This is a genomic window from Bacillus sp. cl96 (assembly GCF_900100505.1).
Lineage (GTDB): Bacteria > Bacillota > Bacilli > Bacillales > Bacillaceae_G > Bacillus_A > Bacillus_A cereus.
Genome location: NZ_FNDM01000003.1, coordinates 286,674 through 301,927 on the forward strand (window position 1 = coordinate 286,674; position 15,254 = coordinate 301,927).

A 15,254-nucleotide genomic window follows, 5' to 3' on the forward strand; every position below is an offset into this window, starting at 1 on the left:
TTGCTAGTTTTTAATGGAATTAATTTAGAAGAATACTTCGAGCAAAAATATGAAAAAGGATTTTTTATGGTTAACGATATAAGAGGTCGCGGAATTTTAAGTGACGAAATTAATGAGTTAACGGTACCTCATCGCCCAGGTTCATATTTTTTGAATAAAAGGACTCCCAAGAGAGTATTAGAAGTAGATTTCTCTCTTAAGGGAGTCTCTCTTTTTGAACTGAGGAAACGAATAGACGAATTAAATGGTTTATTAGATACAGAGGAACCTGTAAAAATCACCTTCACAGACGAACCAGATATTGTGTATTACGGGACTAAGGAATCTGTAGCGGAGACTTTAGAAAAATCTAATATTCATCAAGCAACTATTACACTAATATGTCCAATGCCGTATAAGTTAGGAAAAGAGCAAACGGTTGACTTTAAAAAAGAAGTTAATGGATTAGTTGCTAATATCCAAAATAAAGGTACTGTCCATTCTAACCCTATCATTGAGATTGATATTACGAAACCAAACACATTTTTAGATGTATGGTTCAGTGGGGCATCTTTAAGTGATCGAGATTATTTCCGTATTGGAATGCCATTAAAAATGGAGCAATTGCCTGTAGAAAGAAATCAACGTCTTATATGGGATGAAATGTCCACAACTGTAGGGTGGAGTAAGGTTAGTTCTATGGAAGACGGTAATCCAGTTGGTGAAATGAAAACAGATAGTTACCAATTCTATTGTTCGGATTATGGATCGGGTAATGGATGGCATGGCGCGGCTGTTAAGAAGAGTATTCCTGGTGGGCCAGTAAAAGATTTTATTATGCAAGCCCACGTTACATGTAAAAGTAAAAAGATTAATGAAATGGGACGGGTTGAGATAGCGATATTAGACGAAAATAGTAAGGTGCTTTCAAAAATTGCTATGAATGATCTCTTTTGGCAAGCCGAACAAAATTTTGGAACGATGGTTATTGGATACGATAACAAGCCAGGGAAAACAGGGTTGATTTATGAGAGTGGTGATTATCCGAATACATGGAATCAATATTTTGGTCGATTGTGGATAGCTAGAACAGGAAATGTATGGGAAGCGTATATTTCAAAATTTCTTCCTGGAACAGAAAAAGATGATTCAGAACGCTTTGCAAGATGGACCGATAAAGACAATAAACATATGGAAAAAGCAGCTCAAATACAGATTAGTATTATGCAGTGGCAAGATGTTCCGCCAGTAGAAGCGATGACAGTTTCTGATTTGAAATTTTGGAAAGTAAATTTAAATAATCAAAATACACCGCCTTATATAGTCGATGTTGGTGATAAAGTCGTGATTGATACAGAAACCAGTCATGTCAGTATTGAAGGGAAAAATGCTATTAACATAAAAGATATTTTTAGTAATTTTCCTGTTATCAATAAAGGTACTAATAAACTTGAAATCATGCCTTCCGATATAGGAACAGCAAAGGTTAAATATAGGGAGCGATTTAGATGAGAACACCGAGTGGGTTACTTCATGTTGTTGATTTCAAAACAGATCAGATTATATCAGTTATTCAATCAAAAGATTATTGGGGGGATAACCGTCATTGGGAAATCAAGAATAACATTGATATGCTAGAGTTTAAAACTTTTGATGGTACTCCACATGCAATTACATTACAACAACAGAACTTAGTCTTAAAGGAAGTACGTGATGGCCGTATTGTTCCGTATGTTATAAATAACGAAGTTGAAAAAGACTCAAGGGATAGATCAATCACCGTACATGCTTCTGGTGCCTGGGTTCAAATAGCTAAAGATGGGATTATTAAACCTCAACGTATAGAGAGCGAAACAGTTAATACGTTTATCGATATTGCTCTTGTGGATTCAAAATGGCAACGTGGAATAACGGATTATTCGTCATTCCACACGATGACTATTGACGAGTTTATTGATCCTCTCACTTTTTTAAAGAAAATCGCTGCTTTGTTTGAGTTAGAAATCCAATATCGCGTTGAAGTATCCGGTTCTCAAATTACTGGATGGTACGTTGATATGATAAAGAAACGAGGGAGAGAAACAGGGAAGGAAATAACCCTGAGAAAAGACTTAGTAGGCGTTAGACGCATTGAACATTCCAGGGATATTTGTACTGCCTTAGTCGGATTTGTACGGGGCGAAGGTGACAAACTTATTACGATTGAAAGTATCAACAATGGAATTCCTTACATCGTAGATAATGAAGCATTTCAACGGTGGAATGAGCAAGGAAAACATAAATTTGGTTTCTATACTCCAGAAACAGAAGACCAAAACATGACACCGCAGCGATTAATGACTTTGATGAAGACGGAATTAAAGAAGCGTGTCAATTCTTCAGTTTCTTATGAAGTAGAAGCACAATCGATTGGACGTATTTTCGGACTAGCACATGAACTAATTAATGAGGGCGATACGATTCGAATCAAAGATACAGGATTCACACCTAAGTTATACCTTGAAGCACGTGTAATTGCTGGTGATGAATCTTTTACGGACCCTACACAAGATAAATATGTGTTTGGTGATTATCGCGAAATTACTGATCCAAACGAAGAACTACGAAAAATTTACAATCGAATCTTGGGCTCATTAGGTAATAAACAAGAGCTGATAGATCAGTTAGATAAATTAGTGAAAGATGCAAACGAAACAGCTAGTAATGCTAAGAAAGAATCCGAAGCAGCGAAAACACTCGCTGAAAAAGTTCAAGAAAATCTAAAAAATAATACTGTAAATATCATTGAATCTAAGCAGCCGCCCACAGAGAATCTTCAAATTGGTAATACGATATGGCGAGATATTAGCACCGGTAAACCAGGTATTTTAAAAGTATGGAACGGGAAAGATTGGGAGCTTCTTATTCCTGATGTGGAGTCAGTTAAGAAAGATACACTGGAGCAGGTTAATAAGGATATTCAGTCCACAAAAGAAGAATTAGATAAAAAAGTAGAAGAAGCCCAAAAAGAGACAAATGGACAATTCAAGGAAGTAACAGAAAATCTTCAGGAAGTTTCTCTAACTATTAAAAATGTAGAAAACTCTCAAGGTGAAATTGACAAAACTGTCTCTGAAATGAAACAGACCAACGAAGGTTTTATCAAATCTATTGAAACTTTAACAAAAAAAGACGGTGAAATCACTGAAAAATTAAATACAGTGGTAGAGACTGCTGAAGGTACGAAAAAGACAATCTCTGAGGTGCAGCAAACAACTAATAATCTAAAGAAAACCACAACTGAAATTACAGAAAAAGCTGGCCAGATTAGTGAGAAGTTGGAGAGCGTAGAAAAGAAAGTTAATAACGATAAAGCTGGAGGTCGTAATCTGTTATTAGATTCAAATACTAAATACGAAAAAACAGATTATCTAATCAATCCATATTCTCTAACTGAAAATTTTGTTGCAGGTGAGGAATATACTTTTGTAATTAAAGGAAGTGTCCCACAAGGCCAACAATTTGGAATTTGGCAGAATGGTGGTTCAAATAATGTTGGATATGCAACAAGTGTCTATGCTAACGGAATAACTTATGTAACTTTCAAAGCTGTTGCAACTACAAGCGGGAATGAACGAAGATTAAATTTATATAATTATCCAAATAATGCTACAAAGGCAACTGTAGAATGGGTTGCTTTATATAAAGGTAATAAGCCACAGGATTGGACACCAGCTCCAGAAAATCAAGTAACGAATGAGGAATTCACTAAAAAAACAACCGAGATTGAAAAAAGTGTGAATGGTATTAAAGAAAATATTAAAACGGTAGAAAAAACACAACTCGATTTTAGCGAGCGTGTGACTACTGTAGAGAAAACAGCGGACGGTATTAAAGAAAAAGTTACTAGTTTACAAGAGATACAAACTAAACAAGGTACACAGTTACAGGAGGCTAAAGCAGGTTGGGAAACTACTGCCAAAGCTTTGGAAGGAAAAGTTGAAATAAAAGATGTTGAAGATTATGTTGGCGGAATCGGTAATCAAACTGTATTACGGAATGTTCTTTGGAAGAATGATACAAAATATTGGATTCTTCAATCAGGCACAACAAGAGATACAACCGTTTTATATAAGGGTTGTAATACACTTCGTACAATCTCCACGGGAAATACAGCAGACGTATACAGAGGTGCTTCACATGAAGTTATAAATGCCGGACCTGGTTGGAATTACGTTTTTTCTGCATACTTTTATACAGATAATAAGTCTAGCATTGATAATGGTGCGAAAATGGAGCTGAAATGCTTAGATGCAAATGGAAATGTGTTAAAGCAATACGGACAAGAGATTACGTTAACACAAGGAATGTGGGTAAGACATCATGTGTTTGGTCTACTTGTAGAAGGAACGAAAAAAGTACAAGTACAATACTGGCTGCGTAGAAATGGAAAACTGTGGGTAGCGCAACCTATGTTACAGATCGGCGATAAACCTTCTTCATTTATGGAGAACCCTGTTGATATTGTAGATAAAGATAAAATCATGGAAGAAATGGCCGATAAGATAGCAACTGAAGATTACACTAAAAAAGTAACTGAATTAGAAAGAAGTATTAGTGCTACTGAAAAAGGCGTTTCAATCATCTCTGGAAAACAAGAAACGTTTATAAATGAGACTTATAATGCCTATGTAAAGAAAACGGAATCTAGGTTAGAAGTGTTAGATGAAGGGATCTTAGCACAAATTTTAAAAGACGGTATCATTACTTCTATCAATATGTCACCTGGTAAGATTACAATCGACGCTGAGAAACTGAATATTAATGCCGATACAATGGTCAAATGGTTAACAGCAAAAGGCATTGACACAAATCTTATTAGAATTGATGGTGATAAGATAACCATTGATAAAGATGGTGTAACTGTTAAAATGCTAGATTTCCTATTCCAAGACGAATGGGGTACAAAAACAACTGCGGTATCAAGACGAAACCTAATAGCTGATCCAGACTTTTCTAGTGTTACAAAGAAAAACATTGGCAATTCAGATTATTATGGGTTTGAAGGTGGATACGGCCTTACTTGGAAGTCATGGGGAAATGTCGTAATAGAAAAGAATACACATATATTCGATTACGAGCAAATGGTGAATGCTGCAAGGGTAGATATGTATAACTATCCAGAAGCAATCGTGAATAATGGGATACATCCTGGTAACGAATATACAGCATCCGCACACTTTAGAACTGCCATGATAAATGGCGTGCGAAAGACAGGAAAACCGAGAATACATGTATGCTGCGTTAAATTCCGAGACAACGTAAGTTACGACATATTGAGTGAACAAAAGATGGACTTCCCTGAGCCGTCTACATTTTATGGAGAAATCAGACGATATTCATTTACCTTTAAAGTGCCGAAAAACTATATTCCACAACAACATGCATTGATTATTAAAGTTTGTTCTGGAAGTGCTGACATGAGACAAGGGACAGCGATTTGTGTAAGTGGTGTAACGCTATACAGTGGCAAATATGCATCTATGTATAATTGGGATCGTGCTGCAGCAGAAAGAGCAGATGGCATTCAGCCGTTTAACGGACTTGCTATAGGTGGTGTGAATAATAATATAACTCCAGCACCAGACGGACAAACGTTTGATATAAGTACTGAAAAAGAAGTTAAAATCTTTAGGAATATACGAGCAATGCAGGGAGTTAACTTAGGTGGGGGTGGATTCCAACAATGGGGGCATATTCGTTTTACAGACGGTAATGCTGGAGCAGGTTTTTATGCGAGTACTCCAAGTGGTTGGAAATTTAATGCACTTGGATAGAAAGGAGAAGTAAGAATGGATGAGAATCAAATGATGCCACTTCAAGCAGGTGAAAGCTTTCCTTTTATGGGGAGGCTGGTGGATGCTGAGCGTACAGAGACAGGGATTTTTGTTCAAATACCTGCTGATATGTTAAATAATGCAGGTCTGCTAAACGGTGTTAGCAGGGTCGAAGTATGGAGAGAAATGGATGGGACAGTAAAGTTTCGAATTGCTACGCTGTGTGAAATATGTAAACGCGGAGCGCGTTTGTACCCACTAGATATGGGATTTGCGAAAAAGAACATTTGTTTAGAGTGTTATACATCACTTACAGGGAATTATCCATCTCAAGAACCGCCAACACCAACTAATGAAAATAACACACAAATAGAGCAGGAGCAGCCGTAAGCTGGTCTTTTTTTAATTGCCTATAAAGGAGGATGACGATGTTTATGCCGGAAGAAATTTTTAAATTAGCGTTATCACAAGGACTCTTAGCAGTCCTTTTTGTTTGGTTATTTTTCGATTCACGTAAAGAAAGTAAGGAGCGCGAAGGTAAATATCAAGCGGTAATCGAGAGGAACCAGGAGGTAATCGAAACGCAAGCCTCCGCATTCGGTTCGCTATCGAAAGATGTAACGGAAATCAAACAGATTTTAAATACGAAGGAGGACGTAAAGTGAAACGTATTAACAAACTATTAATCTCTATGGCTACCATACTGGTAGTTTTTTTTTCATTCACGGGTGGGGCGTTTGCCGAATCAATCAATCGTATGTTAATCCCAGATTTACCTAAGCAATCCTATCGATATGGAGTTGGTGCATACGAAGGTGTCGTTGCCCATTCAACCGCTACTCCGGAAGCGCCCGCTATTAATATCCGAAACTATGAAGCTAGGACTTGGCGGAATGCTTTCGTTCACTTTGCGGTAGACTGGAACGAAACGATTCAAATCGCTGATACAAAGTATATCGCATACGGTGCGGGGCCAGCGGCAAATAAACGATTTGTCCACGTTGAGCTTTCTGAATCTAGTAATCCAGCGAAATTTAAATCTTCGTATGAGCGTTACGTTAAGTTACTAGCGAAAATCCTGAAAGACAACGGATTAACAGTCGAACAAGGCTTATGGACTCACGAAGATGTAACACGTAAATTAGGCGGTACTGATCACGAAGACCCACGTGCATACTTAGCTTCACACGGTATCTCTATCGCTCAGTTCCGTGCTGATGTAAAGAAAGCGTACGGCAATAACGAAGTGTCTGTCGTAGTGCCGGAAAAACCTACTAAGCCAGAGGGCGAGAAAGCTAATGTCTCTGTAACGCCATCTAACGGTGTTGCATACATCGATGGAACTAACGTTAACTTACGAAAAGGCCCGAGCGCTGATTTTTCTAAGATTCGTAAGTTAAATAAACCGGAAGCATACCAAGTTTGGGGCGAAGTAAATGGGCCTAACGGTAAGTGGTTAAACTTAGGCGGTGACCAATGGATTAAGTATGATTCGTCTTATATTCGTTATGACAAAGGTAGTAATAACGAGAATACTAAAGTTGTAGGTAAACGTGTCGTATCGAAAGTAAACGACTTGAACTTCTATACGAAAGCTACGTGGAATAAATCATACCTAGCGGGCACTGTTGACGCAGGACTCGGCTTTACTATCGATGCTAAAGTTGATGTAAACGGCTATCCGCAGTATAAGGCACACAATTCGAAAGGGAATACGTACTACATTACGGCTAGTCCGACTTATGTGAATGTGAAGTAACATGTGCGTTTATTGAACATAGAAAAGACCGCCTATTACAGGCGGTCAATTTTTTTATTTTTTTACTACTCCACCAGCGACACCAGATAAGGTCATAGCATCCCCGATTGTATTTACGTTTGTTTCTGGGGTTCCATAGAATGCATCTAAAGCTCCGATAAACCAATCAGCACCAACTGTAACTGTATAGCCATTAGACTTCCAGTTACTAATTAGTCGGTTTGTTAATGTTCGTTTCTCTGCTTCGGATAACTTTAGCCAGGCTTCACCCTTACTGTTTGCATCAACAGTTGTAGTCTGAACTTCATTTTGTTTAGGTTGTTGTACTTCTTGTTGCTCGCGTTGTTCTTGTTCTTTTTTTATTTTAGCTCGTTCTTGTTGTGCTTCTTGTTCAGAAAAGCCGTTTTCAATAGATATTATATTTTTTGTGTCAATGTCAATTTTATATTTATCGTAAGAAATATTGTGAATTTTTACCGATTTATCTCCGCTATATTGTTTTTCTACTTCATATTTACTTCCAAGTTTATCAATGAGATGTTTATTTGTAGAAGTATATTCTGCAGTTGAAACATCAATAAGTATTTTCACATAGTATTGTCCGTTTTCGACAAGTTGTGACGGGGAAATAGTTGTTTGTAATTTACCATCTTTAAATACCTCACTACTTGTAGCGGTATAATTGTATTCATCTGATTTTTTTGAACTGTATACTTTTATGGTTGCTTTTGTAGAATCAGGAATATTGGTAGTTAAGGATAATTTGAGTTTATTTGTCTCCTTATTATAATCTAATGTATCTAATTGTGCGGATAGTTTTTCTTTTTTTGGTTCAGAGGTAGCATCTTTAACTTTAGTAGATGACTCTGTATTCGATGCCGGTTTATCACCGAATATTACTTTAATAGAGAAACAAAAAATTATAGCTATAAAGACAACTAATATGACAGTCCTAGTTTTAATCAAAACTTCATCTCCTTTTTAATATATAAAATACATAATTAATAAATATAATAATATAACGTTTTTTAATTGAAGTAAATATTTCCATGTGTTTTATATAAAGATATTTAAGTAATAATAAATTGAATTTTAGACAGTATTGAAAAAAACTTATCTAATATTTTCTTAAAAAGCCTTCTAAAAGAACGTAAGTTCGCATATAATAAGAACAAACGTTCTTGATGTTAGGAGTGATTACCTTGTATGATTATTCTCTTTTGCCTAAGCGGATTATATTATGCGTCGATTTGCGTAGCTTTTATGCAAGCGTATCATGTATCAAAAGAGGATTAGACCCACGGTATACAAAACTTGCCGTAGTAGGTGATGTAAATCGAAGCGGATCAATAGTACTAGCGGCAACGCCACCACTTAAAGCGTTAGGGATTAATAAAATGGCTCGGTTATATGAGATACCTAAACGACCAGATATAATTATCGTTAATCCAATCATGCATACATATATTAAATGTTCGAATTACATAACGAAACTAGCGCTACAGTACGTAGCGCCCGAAGACTTCCACCAGTATTCCATAGATGAATTTTTTATGGATATGACGGCTTCTTTACATTTATTTGCGGATAACCCGTATGAGTTTTCGCTGAAGTTAAAGAATGAAATTTACGCCCGAACTCGTATCGAATGTACTATCGGCATTGGTCCGAATTTGCTAATGAGTAAAGTAGCCATGGACATCGAAGCAAAAAAGAATGATGCCGGTATAACACAATGGACGTATGACGATATACCCGAGAAGTTATGGAGTATTAGACCACTCAGTAAATTTTGGGGTATATCGTATAAAACGGAGGAGAAGTTAAATCGAAAAGGGATACGGACGATAGGAGATTTAGCAAATTATCCGCTGAAATATTTGAAGCAGAATTTCGGTGTAATCGGCGAGGAACTCCACTTACATAGTAACGGTATAGATTTCAGTCGTATATCGGAAAAACACGTACCAACGGAAACTTCTATCGCTAAAAGTCAGATACTCTTACGTGATTATACGATAGGCGAATTCCCTATTATTTTGTTAGAACATATCGAGGAAGTTTGTTATCGATTGCGAAGACAACGTAAGCTCGCTCGAACCGTTCATTTTTCCGTTGGATACAGTAAAGGATACGGTGGAGGCGGAGGTATACGTAAATCACATACATTAAGTCGACCAACGAATCTAACGATGGATATCTATAACGTCTGTACATATTATTTACATACACTATATACTGGCGAACCGATTAGATCAGTCAGTATTTCATTAACGAATTTAGCAAGTGAAGGGGAAGAACAGATTTCGTTATTTGATAACGTAGTACAACGCGAAAAGGAAATGCGACTAACACAAGTCATGGACGAAATACGTACTAAGTTTGGTAAGAACAGCATATTACGGGGCGTTTCCTATACGAAAAATGCAACCGCAAGATATCGAAATACATTACTAGGGGGACATAAGTCGTGACTAACATGAGCAATAGTAATATGCCGAAGGGGAGAGGTATGGTCAAGTGGCAACCTTTCGCAAGCATGCCGGAACAGTTCGCTGGTATTCGCGATATTATTAAGAAGAACGCGAAATTACCTAGACCTATCGTTACAAAGGACGCACAAGAACGAATTGAAAATCGATTGCTCATTTCGTTACTAGGCGAAGAGGAGTTACTTATTACATATTACGAGGACGGTTACATACTTACGAATTACTACACTGTCATGGACATCGATCTTTTAGAAAAGAACGTTATTTGTACGGATGCTTTTCGTAACAAACGTACATTTAAATTTATCAATATCATTGACGTAGAGTAAACGTACGCTAAAATCCTTAATACTGACTTAACGGCTACTTAATGCTACTCTACTAAAATTAGTTGTGTAATTATTACATAACGAAAAAGGAGCCGAAATATGACACGTACCCTATACGAAATATCTATGCCAGGTTACGAAAAGTTGAAGTGGTATCCGAGGTGAGGCGAGGGAAACAGACGTATCAATTTGAGGTATATCGCTCAGATAACGAAATGTCCGTATTCTATATCGATGAACTAGGACGGAAACGTGCGATAACAAGTACGGAAGAGTTAGCCATGATGTTGGTAGTAGCCGAAGATAAGAAGCGTTTTTTAGATTACGTAGGAGATTCCGAATGGGTATTGTTAGACGGAGTGTGCGCCGATAGAGGGGTGACGAAAGAGGAGATATCCGCGTATTTACACCTGAAGACGCATGTGCTGGACGAGATGGAAGCGGGATGAATACGAAAAAAAAACCGCCTGTGAAGGGCGGTTTTCTTTGTTTATTTTGCTAAAGCAGGATGTTGCCAATAATCACTAACAACGGTAGGTAGGTTTTTATATAAGAAGTTATCGAAATTAATCTTATCTATTGTTTCACGATCAATATTCATTTTCACGACGGGATCAGTTTTTTTGTTTCCATATGTATCTGTAAGTTCGGCTTTCCAGACAAAGATGACTTTCTGAATTTCTTTTTCTTTAGCCAGTTCTTTTAATATATTAGTTGTATCATTCCACACAAGAATTTTATCAGTTGCATTTGTTAAATTAAGTAATACGACTTTATTGTTCGGTTCTGGTAAGTCGAAGTTTTTATTTATTTCAATCGATTCAACATCACTTTTCCCAATGGTCTTCTTAACGGTTTTCTCGATGCTTTCTTTGAACTTCACTTCTTTATTTTTCTCGTCATTCTTAGCCTTCTCTTGTGATTTCTGTTCTTTTTCAGCCTGTTTTTGCGCCTCTTTTTCTTCCTTCTCTTGTTGCTTACGTTGCTTCTCTGCTTCTTTTTCGGCTTGTTTCTGTACTTTTTGCTCCTCTTTTTGAGCTTGTTCTTGCGTAGCCGTTTCTTTATCTTGTGGAGTACATCCAGTAGCAAGTGCAAGTGATGCCCCGATAATGATTATTCCGAATCTACTCAAACATTTCTTCCCCATTTAGCTCACTCCCGTTTAAATATATTCTAATACAAGTATATCAAAGCAAACGGTAAATTTCTCCATAAAAAAGAACGCTTTACTTAGCGTCCTCCACAACGAATAAATCTTCGATTTTCAATTCTAACGCGTTACTAATACGAATCAATGTTTCGATTTCATAACGAGACTGGCGACTGAATCGACTAATTGTAGCCTCTGTCGTACCGGCCATCTCCGCTAAATCCTTTTGACGTAAGTTACGTTCCGATAAAATCTCCGACAAACGTGGTGTCACCTTCATAGTAGTACCTCCGTCCTAATTATCCTTAGTTACATCTTACAGTTTCGTAATTATTTCGTCAATAACTATTGACTTGCGAATTACACAAGTGTAAGATGAAATCATCAATAACGAATTACACATACGTAATGTGAAAGGGGATGAACGGAATGAATGAGTTTAAATTGTTAATGAACGCTATTCAATTCATAACTTTCGAGGAATTACCCGTAGGATTACAACATGAGATTACTAGCAGCGTAGATTCAAACGAGATAGAAAACGGAGTATTACTGTTCAAAGTACGTAGACTAAACGTAGGAGGATATCTACATACGATTGCTTATATCGAAACAGACGCAAATTATTACGTATATACCTATGTAGTACTTAAAGCAGGAACGTCAATTAAGAAACAAACGATAAGTAAAACGACTATCAGCATGTTTGAGTTACTACATAACGAGGATAGAGGAGGTAACGTATTATGTTCGAAAAGTTAAACCGTTACTTCGGTCTTGAGACGCTATCCGATCGTATCTACTACTATGGAGTCTTTGGTGTAGGTGGTACGTTGTACGCTATCGATATGTTTATTGCTTATGTACTTTAATACGTGAATTCACGTGTATGAAAGGCAATTGAATAACAGAAATTCTCCGAATAGCCTCATGTAATCATTCGTTTTTTTAAACGGAATACACGAGGCTTAGTTTCCTATTGTCTTTTTTAGGAGACGAGGAGGTAATTTCCGAACGTGGAATTGCCTGTAAACCACGTTAAAAACTGATGTTGGCTTGCTATCGGTCGTGCGAGAAGTACTGAGTATGCTTCTACAAGGATAGCGCCCCATAACATATTCCTATTCATGCGTTGCGGGTAGGTGAGAGCGGCCTATAACGGCTCGGGTGGTAGCCATTAGCATTACGGTGCTAGGGAACACGTTCAGCTTGTCGCACAGGGGTGGCTTTGTGTAGTGGACAAGCCTTAGACGAAGGGCGTGTGTGATGAAAGTCGCCAAGTGAATAGGGTCTATACATACGGAACACTGACAAAGCAAGGCATGGCAGGAACCGCGTAAGTCACTTGTCTCTCTTACGCGCTTCGTTTATTTTTTAACGTAGCGACGTAGGGGACCAGTTCGCCTGCCAGCCGTTTTCCTAACTTCGCTTCGGCATGATAAAAACCGTAAAACCGTAAAACCTTAAAGTCAAGGGCAAAAACGAAAGGTAACGCCCCTGACTACGATAGGCGGAGGACGGTGGCTACTACCGCTAAAACTAAGCGAAGGGAAAAACGGATCAGTAAGTAGTTGGGGACGGAGTAAGGCTAACGTTAAGTTTAAACGAAAATAACGAGATAACTTACTGATAAAACGGAGGAGGGGTTACGATAGGGAGTTAGAAGAAGAATTGATAGACGGTTTAATAAATCGTTGAAAGTCTACTGTTCTGAAGTTGAAAAGCGAGATATAATTCACCAACTATAAAATGAGAAAGAAACCAGCTCTGTAAAAGGAGGCGGTCTTTTCTTGTTCTTTTAATGTATTATTCTATTTATAATATAGTTATGTAGCTTATAGAGAGGAGGGTATTATATGTATAAAAATATATTTACAACTTTATTATTAGTTTTCTTTATTGTCGCTTGCTCTTCGACAACAGATGGTACTAATAAGACGGAGGAGAAGAGGGAAATTACTACTGAAAGTAATAAACCAGTTGGGCCGAAAGATAAGGAACAACCCTTGAAAAAAGAAATTGTAGAACCAAGTGAAAAAATGAAGGACTGGGGTTCCTTTACACAGCAAAAGAAAATAGAGGTTGTAAAAAAAGGTATTGAATATGAGAAGGAGCAACAGGCAATTAAGAGGTCACCAGTAAAAGTAGTTGGCACAACAGAAGAATTTGTAAAAATAATTGATGAACGCTATGTAGAAATTGAAGGGTTCGAAGGCTATGAAAAATATAGAATGATGGACTCAACGATTGCTGCTCAAGTCGGTATCATGGGGCATGCTAAACAACTTTTGGAATTTGATTATGGGGGCCAGTAGGTTACTACTGGTTTTTTTGTTTAAGGATAAATTAGATGTTAAATGAACCTTATTATCGCTTGAAAGATATCGCTTAGAACACATATCTATATCTCATCGTGTGATCAAATCGATACTTACTTAAAAACGAGAAAAAGCTAGCCCGTAAGGACCAGCTCAATCTTTTACATACTTAAATATCGAATAACTTCAAGTAAGGAACCACCTGCGATAACAGAGATGATCTTATTGAAAGCACAATGAAAATCAAAATCTAATTTATCGTGGCACTTTGAAAATCAAAATTTAAGCATGTTACCATCTGCCTTTCGACAGGCGAAACGCCTTTGATAAGCCATAGGGGCCTCTCTTTCTGCGTTTGTTTTCGTATATATAGAAGAAAGTGGATGTACAAGTGGTTGGTCAGTGATATAAAAGGGCGCGACCTAAATTATCGTTAGTAGTCAAGAAATAGACACTTGAAATTAGGAAAAATAAAAAGCGCGGGAAGCCTACACTAAGTTAATAGAAGATATAAACCCTTGTCTTGTAACGGTTTATTATATAAATTTTACTGTGTTAGCGGTCACACTAGCGGTCACACTCTGTATGAAAACCCTTATCAAATACCCTTCACAAAGCCTTTTATATAGCCGTTTCCGTGTACGATGCATATACTGGCCAAACACGCGATGTAAAAACACTATCCGGCGGAGAGAAATTTAATGCATCACTTTGCCTAGCGCTAGGAATGGCAGATGTCATTCAAGCATATGAAGGTGGTATTTCCATCGAAACGATGTTCATCGATGAAGGGTTCGGTTCATTAGATGAAGAATCATTAACGAAAGCAGTAGACGCCTTAATTGACTTACAAAAATCAGGCCGATTTATCGGTGTCATTTCACACGTACAAGAGCTGAAAAACGCAATGCCAGCTGTATTAGAAGTAACGAAGCAGAAGGATGGGTGTAGTCAGACTAGGTTTGTGGTGAAGTAAGCTTAGAGAATGGAGTAGGGAATCTACCGATACTTTTAGTGTCATATGTATGAATCATAAAACGTCGTCTCTTCATATTAGAGGCGACGTTTTATTTTATAAAATATCTATGAATTATCTGTAGAAGGCGGCGTATTCTCCAAACGATTATAAGCTTTAAAAGCTGAAATTGCCGATATAACCCCGCCTACTAAAAATAAAGTCGATCCTCCAACTAAGATGATACGACTGACATATGTTTCCCGTGCTTCTTCGACTTCTTCTTGTAACGCTGTAGGCATATGAATCCTCCTTTATAAAAGTTGTTTTATAAATAGTATATACAAACGCCTAAAATGTGTTAAAATAACTGATGATTTTACGCAGTGAGTAATTAGATGAGTAGGATGCGAGTGGCTAAGTAAATCTTCATCACAAATTTATGTGAACTTCACA

Annotated in this window: 14 protein-coding genes and 1 pseudogene; 11 read left to right on the forward strand and 4 right to left on the reverse strand. The window is 37.3% G+C overall.

Annotation, left to right across the window (positions count from 1 at the left end; genetic code table 11):
• The 5 genes from BLT20_RS09140 to BLT20_RS09160 are packed head-to-tail and all read left to right on the forward strand — an operon-like array spanning position 1 to position 7,554.
• Positions 1–1,491, forward strand: coding sequence for a distal tail protein Dit (locus BLT20_RS09140; RefSeq protein ID WP_232485722.1), 1,491 nt, complete (start codon positions 1–3; stop codon positions 1,489–1,491).
• Complete coding sequence (locus BLT20_RS09145) at positions 1,488–5,795, forward strand: phage tail spike protein (protein WP_073339562.1); 4,308 nt, start codon at positions 1,488–1,490, stop codon at positions 5,793–5,795. Before BLT20_RS09140 ends, BLT20_RS09145 begins: the two co-directional genes overlap by 4 nt.
• Before the next feature lie 15 nt (positions 5,796–5,810).
• A complete protein-coding gene (locus tag BLT20_RS09150; protein WP_073339564.1) occupies positions 5,811–6,185 on the forward strand; it encodes a hypothetical protein in 375 nt (124 codons plus the stop codon).
• A 38-nt stretch (positions 6,186–6,223) separates the two neighbouring features.
• Positions 6,224–6,460, forward strand: coding sequence for a BhlA/UviB family holin-like peptide (locus BLT20_RS09155; protein ID WP_000480958.1), 237 nt, complete (start codon positions 6,224–6,226; stop codon positions 6,458–6,460).
• Positions 6,457–7,554: an N-acetylmuramoyl-L-alanine amidase gene (locus tag BLT20_RS09160; protein WP_073339567.1), complete on the forward strand. Its 1,098-nt coding sequence runs from the start codon at positions 6,457–6,459 to the stop codon at positions 7,552–7,554. Before BLT20_RS09155 ends, BLT20_RS09160 begins: the two co-directional genes overlap by 4 nt.
• Positions 7,555–7,608: 54 nt before the next feature.
• Here BLT20_RS09160 and BLT20_RS09165 read toward each other — a convergent pair whose 3' ends face one another.
• Positions 7,609–8,520, reverse strand: coding sequence for an NADH dehydrogenase (locus tag BLT20_RS09165; RefSeq protein ID WP_073339570.1), 912 nt, complete (start codon positions 8,518–8,520; stop codon positions 7,609–7,611).
• Between the two features lie 236 nt (positions 8,521–8,756).
• On the opposite strand from BLT20_RS09165, the gene BLT20_RS09170 reads away from it, so the two are divergent.
• Both BLT20_RS09170 and BLT20_RS09175 read left to right on the forward strand, forming a co-directional pair.
• On the forward strand, positions 8,757–10,028 hold the full coding sequence (locus BLT20_RS09170; RefSeq protein WP_073339573.1) for a Y-family DNA polymerase: 1,272 nt from the start codon (positions 8,757–8,759) through the stop codon (positions 10,026–10,028).
• A gap of 5 nt (positions 10,029–10,033) precedes the next feature.
• Positions 10,034–10,375 carry a YolD-like family protein gene (locus BLT20_RS09175; RefSeq protein ID WP_073339630.1) on the forward strand — a complete coding sequence of 114 codons (342 nt, stop codon included), beginning with the start codon at positions 10,034–10,036 and terminating at the stop codon, positions 10,373–10,375.
• A 490-nt stretch (positions 10,376–10,865) separates the two neighbouring features.
• On the opposite strand, the gene BLT20_RS09185 is transcribed toward BLT20_RS09175, so the two are convergent.
• A complete protein-coding gene (locus BLT20_RS09185) occupies positions 10,866–11,522 on the reverse strand; it encodes a hypothetical protein (RefSeq protein WP_073339579.1) in 657 nt (218 codons plus the stop codon).
• A 79-nt stretch (positions 11,523–11,601) separates the two neighbouring features.
• Positions 11,602–11,805: a helix-turn-helix domain-containing protein gene (locus BLT20_RS09190; RefSeq protein WP_000869306.1), complete on the reverse strand. Its 204-nt coding sequence runs from the start codon at positions 11,803–11,805 to the stop codon at positions 11,602–11,604.
• A 149-nt stretch (positions 11,806–11,954) separates the two neighbouring features.
• Here BLT20_RS09190 and BLT20_RS09195 point away from each other — a divergent pair, with 149 nt between their 5' ends.
• The 4 genes and pseudogenes from BLT20_RS09195 to BLT20_RS09205 all read left to right on the forward strand — a co-directional run.
• On the forward strand, positions 11,955–12,287 hold the full coding sequence (locus tag BLT20_RS09195) for a hypothetical protein (protein ID WP_073339582.1): 333 nt from the start codon (positions 11,955–11,957) through the stop codon (positions 12,285–12,287).
• Complete coding sequence (locus BLT20_RS30520) at positions 12,272–12,397, forward strand: DUF3961 domain-containing protein (RefSeq protein WP_161946896.1); 126 nt, start codon at positions 12,272–12,274, stop codon at positions 12,395–12,397. Before BLT20_RS09195 ends, BLT20_RS30520 begins: the two co-directional genes overlap by 16 nt.
• 984 nt (positions 12,398–13,381) lie before the next feature.
• On the forward strand, positions 13,382–13,840 hold the full coding sequence (locus BLT20_RS09200; protein WP_073339585.1) for a hypothetical protein: 459 nt from the start codon (positions 13,382–13,384) through the stop codon (positions 13,838–13,840).
• 628 nt (positions 13,841–14,468) lie between these two features.
• Positions 14,469–14,819: pseudogene (locus BLT20_RS09205) on the forward strand (SbcC/MukB-like Walker B domain-containing protein); the annotation flags it as partial.
• 107 nt (positions 14,820–14,926) lie between these two features.
• Here the strand turns inward: BLT20_RS09205 and BLT20_RS30525 are convergent.
• Positions 14,927–15,100 carry a hypothetical protein gene (locus BLT20_RS30525; protein WP_001141668.1) on the reverse strand — a complete coding sequence of 58 codons (174 nt, stop codon included), beginning with the start codon at positions 15,098–15,100 and terminating at the stop codon, positions 14,927–14,929.
• Positions 15,101–15,254: the final 154 nt, after the last annotated feature.

Coding starts and splice junctions, on each gene's coding strand:
- BLT20_RS09175 (WP_073339630.1), top strand. CDS start 10,034: ATGAGCAATAGTAATATGCCGAAGGGGAGAGGTATGGTCAAGTGGCAA.
- BLT20_RS09190 (WP_000869306.1), bottom strand. CDS start 11,805: ATGAAGGTGACACCACGTTTGTCGGAGATTTTATCGGAACGTAACTTA.
- BLT20_RS09145 (WP_073339562.1), top strand. CDS start 1,488: ATGAGAACACCGAGTGGGTTACTTCATGTTGTTGATTTCAAAACAGAT.
- BLT20_RS30520 (WP_161946896.1), top strand. CDS start 12,272: ATGTTCGAAAAGTTAAACCGTTACTTCGGTCTTGAGACGCTATCCGAT.
- BLT20_RS09185 (WP_073339579.1), bottom strand. CDS start 11,522: ATGGGGAAGAAATGTTTGAGTAGATTCGGAATAATCATTATCGGGGCA.
- BLT20_RS09155 (WP_000480958.1), top strand. CDS start 6,224: ATGTTTATGCCGGAAGAAATTTTTAAATTAGCGTTATCACAAGGACTC.
- BLT20_RS09150 (WP_073339564.1), top strand. CDS start 5,811: ATGGATGAGAATCAAATGATGCCACTTCAAGCAGGTGAAAGCTTTCCT.
- BLT20_RS09200 (WP_073339585.1), top strand. CDS start 13,382: ATGTATAAAAATATATTTACAACTTTATTATTAGTTTTCTTTATTGTC.
- BLT20_RS30525 (WP_001141668.1), bottom strand. CDS start 15,100: ATGCCTACAGCGTTACAAGAAGAAGTCGAAGAAGCACGGGAAACATAT.
- BLT20_RS09195 (WP_073339582.1), top strand. CDS start 11,955: ATGAATGAGTTTAAATTGTTAATGAACGCTATTCAATTCATAACTTTC.